The 12519-nt window shown below is 69.0% G+C and carries 12 protein-coding genes; 6 read left to right on the top strand and 6 right to left on the bottom strand.

The features are described from left to right. Positions 1-226: 226 nt before the first annotated feature. Positions 227-1555 (top strand): glutamyl-tRNA reductase, encoded by a 1329-nt coding sequence (locus ACP15J_RS11330; protein ID WP_424937100.1) that lies wholly within the window; start codon positions 227-229, stop codon positions 1553-1555. A gap of 42 nt (positions 1556-1597) precedes the next feature. Next, positions 1598-2335, top strand: coding sequence for an alpha/beta fold hydrolase (locus tag ACP15J_RS11325; RefSeq protein ID WP_424937099.1), 738 nt, complete (start codon positions 1598-1600; stop codon positions 2333-2335). 61 nt (positions 2336-2396) lie between these two features. On the opposite strand, the gene ACP15J_RS11320 is transcribed toward ACP15J_RS11325, so the two are convergent. Further along, the gene (locus ACP15J_RS11320; protein WP_424937098.1) at positions 2397-3206 is read right to left on the bottom strand and encodes a helix-turn-helix domain-containing protein; all 810 of its coding nucleotides are present in this window, start codon (positions 3204-3206) and stop codon (positions 2397-2399) included. 119 nt (positions 3207-3325) lie between these two features. Here ACP15J_RS11320 and ACP15J_RS11315 point away from each other — a divergent pair, with 119 nt between their 5' ends. Genes ACP15J_RS11315 through ACP15J_RS11305 form a run of 3 tightly spaced genes read left to right on the top strand, consistent with a single transcriptional unit; the run spans position 3326 to position 5720 of the window. Beyond that, the gene (locus tag ACP15J_RS11315; protein WP_424937097.1) at positions 3326-3898 is read left to right on the top strand and encodes an HhH-GPD-type base excision DNA repair protein; all 573 of its coding nucleotides are present in this window, start codon (positions 3326-3328) and stop codon (positions 3896-3898) included. A 3-nt stretch (positions 3899-3901) separates the two neighbouring features. Further along, the gene (locus ACP15J_RS11310) at positions 3902-4327 is read left to right on the top strand and encodes a DUF1801 domain-containing protein (protein ID WP_424937096.1); all 426 of its coding nucleotides are present in this window, start codon (positions 3902-3904) and stop codon (positions 4325-4327) included. Between the two features lie 16 nt (positions 4328-4343). Next, positions 4344-5720: a glycoside hydrolase 5 family protein gene (locus ACP15J_RS11305; protein WP_424937095.1), complete on the top strand. Its 1377-nt coding sequence runs from the start codon at positions 4344-4346 to the stop codon at positions 5718-5720. Here ACP15J_RS11305 and ACP15J_RS11300 read toward each other — a convergent pair. Then, on the bottom strand, positions 5615-7438 hold the full coding sequence (locus tag ACP15J_RS11300) for a sigma-70 family RNA polymerase sigma factor (protein ID WP_424937094.1): 1824 nt from the start codon (positions 7436-7438) through the stop codon (positions 5615-5617). The genes ACP15J_RS11305 and ACP15J_RS11300 overlap by 106 nt on opposite strands. A gap of 252 nt (positions 7439-7690) precedes the next feature. On the opposite strand from ACP15J_RS11300, the gene ACP15J_RS11295 reads away from it, so the two are divergent. Then, entirely contained in the window at positions 7691-8554 is an 864-nt protein-coding gene (locus ACP15J_RS11295; protein WP_424980946.1) for a hypothetical protein, read from the top strand. 67 nt (positions 8555-8621) lie between these two features. Here the strand turns inward: ACP15J_RS11295 and ACP15J_RS11290 are convergent, their stop codons facing one another. The 4 genes from ACP15J_RS11290 to ACP15J_RS11275 all read right to left on the bottom strand — a co-directional run. Beyond that, complete coding sequence (locus tag ACP15J_RS11290) at positions 8622-9152, bottom strand: hypothetical protein (protein ID WP_424937092.1); 531 nt, start codon at positions 9150-9152, stop codon at positions 8622-8624. 256 nt (positions 9153-9408) lie between these two features. Further along, positions 9409-11157, bottom strand: coding sequence for a DUF6923 family protein (locus ACP15J_RS11285; protein WP_424937091.1), 1749 nt, complete (start codon positions 11155-11157; stop codon positions 9409-9411). 203 nt (positions 11158-11360) lie between these two features. Next, positions 11361-11561: a hypothetical protein gene (locus ACP15J_RS11280; protein ID WP_424937090.1), complete on the bottom strand. Its 201-nt coding sequence runs from the start codon at positions 11559-11561 to the stop codon at positions 11361-11363. After that, on the bottom strand, positions 11558-12519 hold a 962-nt coding region (locus ACP15J_RS11275; protein WP_424980945.1), incomplete at its 5' end, for a hypothetical protein. The genes ACP15J_RS11280 and ACP15J_RS11275, both read right to left, overlap by 4 nt.

Below are 12519 nucleotides of genomic sequence, written 5' to 3'. Positions count from 1 at the left end.
CATCCGCACCCCGGCCCGGTACCCCGCCGGACACGGCACGGACGGCGGGAGATCCGACGCATGGCGGATCACCCCGCACGGGATCGTCCGCCAGCCGGAGAATCGTCCGCCATCCGCGTCGCGCGACGCGAACCGCACCGCCGCCCGGGAGCCCGCACGGCCCAGGGCAGGCACGGCCCAGGGACCTCGGCGGACCCGCACGCGGGCCCAGGGGTAGACTCGGAGGGTGCTGCTGTGCCTCACGGCGAGTCACAAGACCGCCTCCTTCGATCTGCTCGAGCGTCTCAGCCGCACCCCTGACGGCGTCGCGACCGGTCTGGTCGAGATGGCCCCGTGCGTACAGGGGGCGGTGGTGCTCGCGACGTGCAACCGCTTCGAGGCGTACGTCGAGATGGACGAGCCGGTGACGGCCGCCGGAGCGATCGCCGTGGAGGCCGTGCTCGAAGCGGTCGAGGCCGCCACCGGCGTCCCGGCGTCCGACCTCGCCGGCGGCTACGCCGTGCACACCGGCCGGCGGGTGGCGGAGCATCTCTTCGCCGTCGCCTCGGGACTGGAGTCCGTCGTCTCAGGGGAAGGCGAGATCGCGGGTCAGGTCCGTCGCGCCCTGACGGCCGCGCGCAAGAGCGGGACGACCTCTCCAGAGCTGGAGCGGCTGTTCCAGCGCGCGAGCCAGGCCCAGCGCAAGGTCAAGAACGTCACCGCGCTCGGCCGGGCAGGACGCTCGCTGGTGCGCCTCGCCTTGGAGCTCGCGGACAGCCGGATCGCCGATTGGAGCGGCGAGCGCGTGCTGCTCGTCGGGACCGGCGCATATGCGGCCGTGACCCTCGCCACCCTCCGGGAACGCGGCGCGACCGACATCGCCGTCCACTCCCCCTCGGGCCGTGCCGCCGTCTTCGCGAGAAAGCACGATCTCCGCGCCCTCCGCCCGGAGGAGTATGCACGAGCCGCCGCAGAGGCCTCCCTCGTGATCACGTGCACGTCGGCCGAGGAGCACGTGCTCGATGCGCGCACTCTGCGAGAGGGCCGCGGGATCGACGCCGCCCCCGTGGCCGCCTCCTCCGGCTGCCCGGTCTTCGGCGCGCCCGCCGGCCACGCACAGCTGATCATCGACCTCGGGATGCCCCGGAACGTCGACCCCGACGTCGCCACGATCGAGGGCACCTCGCTCCTGGACCTCGAGACCATCCGCCTGCACGCCCCGCTCGAAGAGCTGCAGGCCACCGACGCCGCCCGCTCGATCGTGCGCGAGGCAGCCGAGACCTTCCACGTCGTCGGCGAGCGCCAGAGCGTCACGCCCGCGGTCGTCGCACTCCGCTCGCACATCTTCTCGCTGCTCGACGCCGAGATCGACCGTGCCCGCCGTCGCGGCGACGAGGACGGCCGAGTCGAGCAGGCGATGCGGCACCTGGCCGGCGTGCTCCTGCACTCCCCGACGTCTCGGGCGCACGAGCTGGCCGCCGCCGGGCGAGGTGCCGATTTCACCTCCGCGCTGGAGACCCTGTTCGGCCTCGTCCCTGATGCCCCGCCCCTGACCCAGACCGCAGAGAGCGCCTGACCGACCGCTCCCGCCTCCAGACGCAGGTGCGACACTGGGGGCATGGCCCTGCACGTCACGATCCGCGAAGGGGCACAGCGCTCCGTGCTGCTGCTGCACGGCGGCGGCTGCGGAGGGTGGATGTGGTCACCGCTCGTGGCAGAGCTGGACCCGGGGCTCCGGCTTCTGATTCCCGACCTCCCCGGACACGACCGCAGCGGCTCCATCCCCTACCGGGCTCATGACGAGACGCTCGATCACCTCATCCCGCTCATCGAGGCCGAAGCCCCAGAGGCGGTGGCCGTCATCGGTTTCTCGCTCGGCGCACAGCTCGCCGTCCTCCTGGCCGCCCGCCGTCCCGATCTCGTGAGCGACGTCGTCGTGATCAGCGCTCAGGCGAAGCCCTCGCCCTTCCCCGCTCTCACCCTGGCCACGCTCGGCCTGGCCGCCCCGCTCGCGCGAAACGAACGCTTCGCGCGGCTGCAGGCCAGAGAGCTGTTCATCCCCGAGACGCTGATGCACGACTATCTGCGAACGTCGAAGGGCATCGCCAAGGCCACCCTGCTCGCCTCGGTCGGCGAGAACATCAGATTCACCGTCCCGGGCGGGTGGGGAGCGTTCCCCGGGCGCTCGCTGATCCTGGCCGGAGCGAGGGAACGCCCCATGATGCGAGCATCGGCACGGCTCATCGCCGACGCGAGGCCCGGAAGCGAGCTCGAGATCGTCGGGGACTGCGGACACGGCCTTCCTCTGCAGCAACCGGGATGGCTGGCGCGACGGCTCGACTCTCTGCTTCGCTGAGAGGGCCGCGGGTCGCCCTCGTCTACGAGAGAGACCAGCCGGTGTTCATCGGCGATGCGAGTCAGCTTTCCGAGACGCGCTCGTGAGCGTTCTCGGTGGGCGCTTCTGTGAGGATCGATGAGATCGCTGCGAGCACGCGGGGGAGATCTATCTCGAGGGTGGCCCACACCGCGTCATAATCGGTCGCCTCATAATGATGAGCATGCCGATCGCGCATGCGCTTGATGCTCGACCAAGGCACCTGGGGGTTCGCGACGATCATCTCGTCACTCAGCCGCGCGACGTTCTCACCGATCTTGATGATGATCGATTCGGCCGCAAGCCCCGGCGTGTTGAGCTCATCCGAGACGTACCAGTCGTGACCTCGGTGCGCCAGTCGCACGCCATCGTCACACAGGCGCACGATCTCACGGAGCGACCGCTCGTCCTTATCCCTCACGCAGCCACCGCTGATCGGATGATCGGAGGGAAGCCCTCCATCTGTGACCACGTCGACAGGAACGCCGAGTAGCTGTTCGGCTGCTGAGGTGAACTCGGCGATCGTCAGCAATCCCACGTTCGGCGCCCGCGTGACAAGAAGGTCGAGGTCGCTCTGCGCCGTGTCCGTCCCCCGCCCGGCGGAGCCGAACACGCGCACGTTGCTCAATCCGTACTCCGCAGCAAGCTCCTTGAGTGCGTCACGATGCCGTTCAAGTGCCTCGTGAGGCAACGGGCGCATAGCCGAAAGCAACCTCGTGACCATTGCGTCCGACGGATCCCGCCGCCCGGACTCGTATGCGGCGATGTTCGGCTGCGCAACCCCGCTGCGTAGCGCGAGTTGCGACTGGCTGAGCCCAGCGCGCTCGCGCGACTCCCGCAGCATCTCTCTCATATCATGATGAGATCTCTCAGAGGGAATCGACGGAAGGACGCGTGTGGAGCCCGCCCGGTCAGTCACGAGGCGAGCGGCTGTGACGCCCGGTAGAACGTCACCCCTGGCACACTGTCTCCATGGCCCTTCACATCACCGGAGACCCCGCCGCTGACGAACTGCTCACGACGAACCCGCTCGCACTGCTCGTGGGCATGCTGCTGGACCAGCAGGTCGCGATGGAGACGGCCTTCGCCGGGCCGCTGAAGATCGCGCAGCGCACGGGAGCCGTCGACGCGGCTGCCATCGCCTCCTACGACCCGGAAAGGTTCCTCGCCGCGTTCACGGAGACGCCGGCGGTGCACCGGTTCCCCGGATCGATGGCGGCGCGTGTGCAGACGCTGTGCCAGACGCTCGTCGACGACTGGGGCGGCGATGCGTCCGCGCTCTGGACACGCGACGACCCGGACGGCGCGGAGGTGCTCCGCCGCCTCCAGTCCCTGCCCGGGTTCGGCGCCCAGAAGGCGAAGATCTTCCTCGCCCTTCTCGGCAAGCAGTACGGCTTCACCGGGGCAGGCTGGCGGGACGCGTCCGCCCCCTACGGCGAGGACGGCTCATACCGCAGCGTCGCCGACATCGTCTCGCCCGAAGCGCTCGCGAAAGTCCGCGAGCACAAGAAGGCCATGAAGGCGGCGGCCAAGGCGGCGAAGTAGCCGATGAAGAGGACAGGGGACGACGTCGCCGGCGCGATCGCCAGGGCGACGCCAGCGGTCCGCCGCCGCGACGCCGAGACGCTCACGGCGCTGATGCAGGAGATCAGCGGCAGGGAGCCGGCGATGTGGGGGACGATCATCGGCTTCGGCGCCTGCCGCTACCGCTATCCCACGGGCACGGAGGGGGATTCGCCGCTCCTCGGCTTCGCGCCCCGCAAAGCCGCCACGACCGTTTACCTGCTCGACGGGATCGACGCCCACGCCGCCGACCTCGTCCGCCTCGGCCCGCACGCCACGGGAGCAGGCTGCCTGTATCTCAAGGATCTCGACGCCGTGGACCCAGTCGTCCTGCGCGTCGTCCTCGCCCGGTCCCTCGCCTGGGCCGAGGCCGGTGGCTCGTCGGGAATGCAGCTGACCGTCACCTCCTGACCCCGAGAGGACCCCGATGAGCACGCCCCTCCTCGACGCCCCGTTGCGCTTCGGAGCGAACTACACGCCGTCCGCGCACTGGATGCACTCCTGGATGGAGCTCGACCTCGACGACGTACGCCGTGACTTCGCCGGCCTCGCGGCGCTGGGTCTCGACCACGTCCGCGTCTTCCCGCTGTGGACGATCCTCCAGCCCAACCGGACGCTGATCCGGGAGCGCGCGGTGGCCGACGTGCGGGCGGTCGTCGACGTCGCGGCCGAGTTCGGCCTGGACGCGAGCGTCGACGTGATCCAGGGGCATCTCTCCAGCTTCGACTTCCTCCCCTCGTGGCTGTCCACCTGGCACGACAAGAGCATGTTCACGCATCCCGCCGCCCTGAGCGGCCAGGTCGCCCTGGTCGAGCGCCTGGGCGCCGCGCTGCGCGACGCCCCGAACTTCCTCGGCTTCACCACCGGCAACGAGACCAACCAGTTCTCCGCCGAGACCCACCCCTCTCCCTGGCCGGTGACCGAGGCAGAGGCGGCCGGATGGATCACCGCCCTCCTCGACGCCGCCCACAGCGCGGCCCCGGAGCAGACCCACGTGCACAGCGAGTACGACGCGGCCTGGTACATGGACGGACACGGCTTCACCCCTGCCCTCGCCGCCCGTCTGGGCGCGATGACGACAGTCCACTCCTGGATCTTCAACGGCACCGCCCAGCGCTACGGAGGCCGCTCCGTCGCCTCCGACCGGCACGCCGAGTACATGATCGAGCTGTCACGCGCCTTCGCCGATGACGCGCACCGACCGATCTGGCTGCAGGAGGTCGGCGCGCCGTCGAACTGCCTGGCGCCTGATGAGATGCCCGGCTTCCTCGAGGCGACCGTGCGCGCGGCCACCCGCTCGGCGGACCTGTGGGGCGTGACCTGGTGGTGCTCGCACGACGTGAGCCGCGAGCTCGCCGACTTCCCCGAGCTGGAGTACTCGCTGGGCCTCATCGGTCAGGACGGTGCGGCGAAGCCGATCGGCCGGCGCTTCGCGGAGATCATCCCCGACCTGCGCGCGCGGCGTCCCGTCCCCGCCCGCCCGCTCGGCATCGTGATCGAGGTCGACGACGCCGACACCCCGGTGAGCCGGGCATCGCTGAGCCCTGGCGGAGCGGTGTTCCAGGCCTGGGTCGACGCCTGCACGGACGGCGCGGACCCCGCCTTCGTGACATCCCGGACCGCCGAGGATCCAGCGGCGCTCGCCGCCCGCGGCGTCACCGAGCTCCTCCGCCCCGACCTCTCCCGCGGCGTCGGCGTCTACTCCTCCACCAACACCGTCGTGTCGGGGCCCGGATCGACGAACTCGAACGTCATCTCCTCGGGTGGAGGGCCCCAGGGGTCGAAGATGATGTCCGGGTCGTAGACGTCGAGAGCGACCTCGGTGCCAGGACCCCAGTATTCGTCCGCGTCCAGAGCACGGAAGGTGAAGTAGTACCACCCGCGCGAGTTCGTCAGCAGACGGCGTCGGGCGTGTCCCTCGGCATCGAGCGTGATCACTGCCGAGGGGCCCGCCATGCTCGCGACGAAGACCCTCCCGTTCGCGGGTCCGGTGAAGGCGACCACCAAGCCCGTCGTGCTCGCCTCGGTGACCGTCATGTCCTCGAAACCGGTTAGCTGCTCGAAGCCCTGCACCAGGAGGGGGAGGACGGTAAAAGACCCCGTCGACGCCGCCGACTGGGACTCCTCGTCAAACGCCCATACCTCGTACTCGTACGTGCCCGCGCCGAGCTGCAACGTGCGCATGTCGAAGGTCCAGGTCCCGTCATCGGCCACTGTCGGGGCATAGCGGGCCGAATCCAGCGACAGTGCGACGCCCGTCCCCGGCGCGGTCCGCCCGGAAATGACCGGAGAGAGATACCCCGATGACGACACCGGGCTGGTGAGACCGGGCGAGGGTCCTGAGACGGATCCGGGGTCGGGCCCTGGCACGTCCGGTCCAGCCTGAACGGGACGATCCGGAGCTATCGGGACTTCCTGCGTGGGATCGTCGCTCAGCCAGGTGTTCGGCACCGACGGGTCCTCGATGTGCCGGCCGGTCGTCCTGTCGTCGACAGGCAAGGACTCCATCGGCGCCTCCTCGTCGATCGACGAGGAGGGCGGTCCGAGAGGCGGAACGGAAGAGGACGCGTGCGTGCCGGGCGCCGGCTCGGCGACGATCTGCGTCCGCGGCGGAGCAGGCGGGTCAGGCACCGCCGCGAACATCGGGGCGAGGGCGAGGGTGCCTGCCGTCAGCGCTCCGATCCCCCCGACGAGAAGCCAGGCGGGGATGCCGATCCCCGACACCGCCGCCACCGCCGCCGCCGTGCCCGAGGACAGCGACGCGACCGCCGGAAGCCCGACGCCGGCGGAGCCCAGCAGGACAGCGAGGGTGCTGCCCTGGAGCCTTGCCGCGGCGCCGCGCATCCCTCGAACGAGGTCGTCACAGCTCATGCAGGCGACGAGGTGAGCGGCGACCTCGGCCGACACCGCCGTGTCGCCCGGCTCGGTGAGATATCGCGGGATCAGTCGTGCCACATGTGCCGAGTCGTCGCGCAGGCCGACCGGGATCTGTCGCAGAAGCCACTGGTACTTCAGTCCCGAGCGGGCACGACGCTGCAGCGCCGAGACCGCGTTCGGCTTGATGCCCAGTTCCCGGGCGATCTCACCCCTGCCCACCTCCGCGATCTCGGCGAGCCAGAGCACGCGCTGCCATCGGTCAGGAAGCTCCTGGAGAGCAGCCAGCACGTCTCCGGCGCTCGCCTGCTGTTCGACGATGCTGAGACCGTCACGGGGGTCGATCTGCTCGACGTCCTCGTCGTCGGTCAGATGGTCCATCTCCTTCTGCCAGCGGATCGCCGTGTTGCGCATGACCGCCTTGAGGTAGGGGCGGAAGGCGAACTCCGGGCCTTTCCCGGCTCTCGTGACCGTCTGGTAGACGACGAGGAACGACTCCGAGACCAGATCATCCGCGCGCGACGGGAACAGGTGCAGGGCGTAGCGGTGGGCGGAATGCGAATGCCGTCGCCACAGGGACTCGTACGCGCGCCGGTCTCCGGCGCGCACCTCTCCGAGCAACTCCGCGTCAGTGCGGGAATCGTCCACGTCCCCTCCCGAGGAAAAGGGCTCTCCCCCCGGAGCTCAGGTGGTCGGAGCGACGGACACGGCGACTCCGAGCCTCAGGATATCGGCAAAGGACCGAAAAGCGTCCTCTTTTCTTTGCGGTCAGGTCCGGTTCGCCGTCACCGCGTCACCATTCGTGGCGTGTGCACTCCTTCACAGTGACGCTTGACCCGAAAGCGTATGTGACCCGAAGCGACACCTCCTATGAACCCACGCACTCCCGACCCGCGAGCGATGCCGATGACGCTGGCATCGCTCGGCTGGGCTGCAGGTCAGGACGGCCCTCAGCGGTCCTCCGTGGAGATGGTCAGCAACAACTCCTGGAACGTGGCACGCGTCTGGACCTCGGCCGGATCCCTCGCCGCCGCTCCGACAGAGCCTCAGATCACCCGTATCCTCGTCGGGGTCGATGGGACGGGGACGCTGCAGTTCGGCTCGAGCACCATGGAGCTCGGCGCACGGCAGATGATCCTCGTCGCCGGGGACGAACAGTTCTCCACCGTGAACGATGGCATCTGGGCGCGCTGCGAATGGAAGCTGCGCTCTCCGGCGATACGGCAGGACCGCTTCACGCCCCACTATTCGCAGATCATCGCCCTCCAGCCCGAGAACTACACGTTGATCACCACCATGACCAACGTCCTCAGCACGAGTCAGAGCATCCAGGCCGGGGCCGGCGCGCCTCTCTTGCTCGAAGCGCTCACCGGCGTGATCATGGCCTCGCTCCTCGACGCGACTGGGCAGTCGGCAGGGCTCACGCCCCACCAGGCCGCCATCATCCAACGCGCGTCCGAGGTGATCGAGCACCGGCACACGGACCCCGACTTCGACGTCACGGCCCTCGCTGAGGAGCTCCACCTCTCCGTCCGTCACCTTCGCCGCGTGTATGCGAACGCCGAGCAGACCCCGCGCGGCGCCATCGAAGCGCGGCGCGTCATGACCGCGCAGTCCATCCTCAGCGTCAACCCCGGCTGGTACCGGAGGTCCAAGGAGGAGGTCGCGCGCGCCGCCGGATTCTCTTCGATCGAGCAGATGGACGCCGCCTTCCGGCGCCACCGTATCCGGCCCGGTGCCCAGACTCTGTCGACCTCCGCCTGAGCGACGAGACCGACGCCTGGGCACCGGGCAGGTGAGATGTGCGTCCGACAGCAGGACGGACGGGCTGTCAGGAGGGGGTGCAGAGGACGAGCGTCTGACGGAGCCCGCCTTGTGCCTTCGTCCCCGCGCCCGCCGTGCTTCCGGCCGGGAGTGTAAGAGAGGCCGTGGTCGTGGTGAGCACGGTGACGCTCAGCAGCCATCGGATGTTCATCTGTCCTCCGGCCGGGATCTCCTGGGTGAGGGTGATCCCGAGCCGGTTGGAGGAGAGCAGGTCGACGTCGGCCAGTCCTTGGCCGGAGAGGGAGACGAGGTTCACGGTGAGGACGCTGGTGCTCTCCAGGACGACCTGCGTCCCGACCGGGATCGGCGAGGTCCCCGCGGCGACCGTGAATCCGGGGCCCAGGGCGCCGAGGAGGCCACAGGTCCCATCGACCCGAAAGCCGTCGACGACACCTGTCGACGCGGTGGCTGCCGGTGTCGCGACGACGGAGGCGATGACCGGGATCGACCACGCCGCGCCCTTCACGATCGTCCGACGCTGAACGACATCGCTTGGCCCCGATTGCGGGGCCAGCACGTCATCGGAGGTGGAGTTCATGTTCTTGATGGTCTTTCTCTTCGTTGATCCAGATCCAAGAAGCCCTTCTGCAGGGGGCCTTGCCTCCGAAGAGCCAAGGCCCCCTGCGCCTGCTCGCTGGGGACGTCGCAGGCGGGCGCCGGCTGGAGGACTCCCCATCGTCAGCCGGCCCTCGCACGCCCGGCCGGAAGAGCTCCGGCTACGGGGTGAGGGATGGTCAGGGTGTCCCGAATCAGGTCTTAGGGGTCCTGATCCGGGACACCGTGGGTGGGGTTGGTTATGCGCGGCGGCGTCGGATGGCCAGCACACCGGCCCCCGCAGCGACCAGGATGAGCGCGGCGATCCCGTACCCGGTCATGTCCGCGCCACCCGTCGTCGCCAGGGACGACCCGGCCGGCTTCGGCGTCGCAGACGGCTTCGGCGTCACCGTCGGAGTCGCGGTCGGGCTGGGAGTGGGGGTCACCGGAGCGACCGTGGTGACCCTCGCCGTCGCCGGAGAGGACTCCACCGCAGCACCGCCAGGGGCCGTGCCCGACGCGGTGGCCGTGTTCACGATCGGCTCATCCGTCAGATCAGCCGCGACCACCGTATACACCGCGGTGCACGTCACCTTCTCAGCCGGAACGAGAACATCCGCCTCGGCCGGGCACACCACGTCACCCAGCGTTCCGTGACCGGAGAACGAGCCCTCCGTCACCGACACGTCCGCGACATCCACATTCCCGGTGTTCGTCACGACGAACGAATACGTGACCTTCTCACCCACTGACGACACCTGAGCAACATCCGCAGACTTCACCAACCCCAAAGACGGAGCAGGAACCACCGGGGGGCGGGGAGCGAACGTGGCAGTGTTGTTGCCCATGTTCGGGTCAGCCTCGTTGCCGTCGACCGTGACCGTGTTCCTGAGCGAATCAACGGTCGCGTCGTTCGCCGCCGTTCCGGACACCCTGATCGTGGTGCTCGCGCCGGACGCGAGAGTCCCCACGGTGCAGTTCAGCGTTCCGCTCGTGATCGAGCATCCCGCCGTCGCCGTGCTCGGCGAGGTCAGCCCCGCTGGGAGCTCGTCCACAACCCGAGACCCGCTGGACACCCCGGCACCGTTATTCTTCACCGTGATCGTGTAGGCGTAGGCCTCACCGGGAGTGAAGGTCTCGTCTCCCGACTTAGTCACCGCGAGGTCAGCGCCCGGGCCCATGATCGACGCGGCGTCGTTGTTCGCCGTCGGCTCCCCGGAGTCCCGGGAGACCAGCTGGAAGCCCGGGTTGGCGCTGTCACCGTTCATGATCGCGATCTGATACACCGTCCCGTCCGTGTTCCCCGTCAGGCCGATGTTCCCGTTGCCGTACAGCCACTGGCCGCCGTACGGCTGAGCGGTCAGGCCCAGAGAAGAGATATCGAACACCGACGTCGCACCGCTGTGCGGATCAATCCGGTACATGAGACGCGAGTCTGCCGTCCGACCGTCGTAGGCCCAGACGAACCCGTCACGGTAGACGATGTCCGAGACGTTCGGGACCTGCTCCGAGAGCACGATCTCCGACGCCTGCTGCGTCGCGATGTCGATCGCCCACATGCGGCCCGTGTGGTTCATGCTCCGCACATAGTACGTACCCGCGTCCGCCCCCAGGCCGAACGTCCCCTGGTTGTACGAGAACCCGGCAGTCGGCAAGCCCGCAACAGCACCGAGCGGCTCGATCGCCCCCGTGCTGTCGATCCGCAACAACCCCTGAGTGTCGTTGTTCATCGCGTACAGGTAGTTGTCTTCCGTGTTGAACCCCAAGGCGTTATACGACACCGACCCGGCCGGCCGAATCACATCAAGATCAAACCTTCCCGAAGCACCCAAAGCCGTACGCGCCAACGTCGTGGGCGCGTCGTATCCGATCAGTACCGCCGGTTTGGCCGGGTCGAACGGCACACCATCCGCCGCAACAGCCGCAGACGGGACGAGCATTCCTGCTCCCAGCACCGCCGAGAGCCCCAGCCCGATCGCGGCACCCCGCATCGCGCTCACGCCCTTCACCGGCATCCTTACTTTTCGGGAATCCATGACAAATCTCCTTCGATACAACACGGTCCAACAAAGATCAGGTACTGCTACCGCCCTCCCTTGTTCCGCTGTGAGATCTCAGTGGGTGACCGAGGTCTTTGTCAGCGGCCGGGCCATGCGGTCTGTGACGGCTGGTGCTCCTCTCGGCTTCGCGGCACCCCTGCACCTACTGCTGGTTAGCAGTCGACCCGGGTGGTGTAGGGGTTGTTGGTGAATTTGATGGTCGCGGCGGATGCGGTCGCGGTGGGGACGGCGATGGTCGCGGCGATGACGGGGGCTGCCCAGACCAGGGCGCGGCGGGAGAGTGTCTTCGTGTTCTTCCCCGTGGTTGGGCCCGTGGTCGGGCCGGTGGGCTGGGTGTGGGTGGTGCCGGTCATGGCTGTCCTCCGGTGGTGCAGAGTGTGGTGATCGTGGTTGTCGCGGTCAGGGGTGTGGTCGCGGTCGTCGCGGTCGCGGTCAGGGGTGTGGACCCCAACCCGATCCCGTAGACGGTCGCGTTCACGACACCACCGGTCCCGGCGGGGACGGTGATCGTGGTCGACCCGTCCGCGAACCGGGCCACCGACCCGTCCGCGATCGTCAACGTGACCGGTTCACCTTCCGTGACGGGGAGACCGGTGCCCGCGGTGACCTGCACGGTCACGTCCGTGGTCTCCACCATCGACACGGCCTCGATGTTCGCGATCTGCGGACCCGCAGCCGTGATCATCGCCCCGGGGTAGACGAACGGGTCCCACCCGGGCTGGACCCCACCGGTCCGGGTGAGCGCATCCGCCGTGGCGGGCATGTCCGACAAGAACCGGACCGTCGTCGAGGTCGACGTCGGCGTGAACGTGTACAGGTATGCCTGCCAGTCCGGCCCCGCCCCCGGGGTCTGCGTCGCCGTGAGCGGAAGGACGTACTCGGTGTGGGCCGTGCCCTCCCCGGTGTCCGCATACAGCGCTGCCTCGCGGATGGCCTGCCCGTTCGCGCCACGCAGGGTGTCGACGTTCGTCGACGCGAGGAAACGCACCGTCACCGGAACCCCGGGCCTGGTCGCCAACGTCGTCTGAATCCCCCCGAACGCCGCAGCCCCATTCAAGTCGACCGACCGCACCCCGACACCCAGCCCCGTATCTGCCTCCCCGTAGACCTCAGCCCCGGCACCGATCGCCGTCCACCCGCCCAGCCACGACTCACCCGCAGCGAGCACCCGACGATCCGCCGACCCCACCACCGTGGCACCCGTGTCCGTGAACTGCCCGTTCACCACCGGGAGGGGAACACCCATCGGAAGGACAGCGTTCGAGCGGGAAGCGCCGCAGGCAGGCTCCTCACCCCGAAGAGCGGACGACA

The sequence above is a fragment of the Microbacterium sp. S308A+ genome (assembly GCF_049800815.1).
Lineage (GTDB): Bacteria > Actinomycetota > Actinomycetes > Actinomycetales > Microbacteriaceae > Microbacterium.
The sequence above is the reverse complement of the archived record's forward strand: the minus strand, read 5'-3'. Positions and strand labels throughout refer to the sequence as shown.

What these genes read in the sequence shown, in the direction of transcription:
- ACP15J_RS11295 (WP_424980946.1), top strand. Translation starts at nt 7,691, where the DNA reads ATGCCGATGACGCTGGCATCGCTCGGCTGGGCTGCAGGTCAGGACGGC.
- ACP15J_RS11310 (WP_424937096.1), top strand. Translation starts at nt 3,902, where the DNA reads ATGAAGAGGACAGGGGACGACGTCGCCGGCGCGATCGCCAGGGCGACG.
- ACP15J_RS11325 (WP_424937099.1), top strand. Translation starts at nt 1,598, where the DNA reads ATGGCCCTGCACGTCACGATCCGCGAAGGGGCACAGCGCTCCGTGCTG.
- ACP15J_RS11305 (WP_424937095.1), top strand. Translation starts at nt 4,344, where the DNA reads ATGAGCACGCCCCTCCTCGACGCCCCGTTGCGCTTCGGAGCGAACTAC.
- ACP15J_RS11320 (WP_424937098.1), bottom strand. Translation starts at nt 3,206, where the DNA reads ATGAGAGAGATGCTGCGGGAGTCGCGCGAGCGCGCTGGGCTCAGCCAG.
- ACP15J_RS11280 (WP_424937090.1), bottom strand. Translation starts at nt 11,561, where the DNA reads ATGACCGGCACCACCCACACCCAGCCCACCGGCCCGACCACGGGCCCA.
- ACP15J_RS11315 (WP_424937097.1), top strand. Translation starts at nt 3,326, where the DNA reads ATGGCCCTTCACATCACCGGAGACCCCGCCGCTGACGAACTGCTCACG.
- ACP15J_RS11290 (WP_424937092.1), bottom strand. Translation starts at nt 9,152, where the DNA reads ATGAACTCCACCTCCGATGACGTGCTGGCCCCGCAATCGGGGCCAAGC.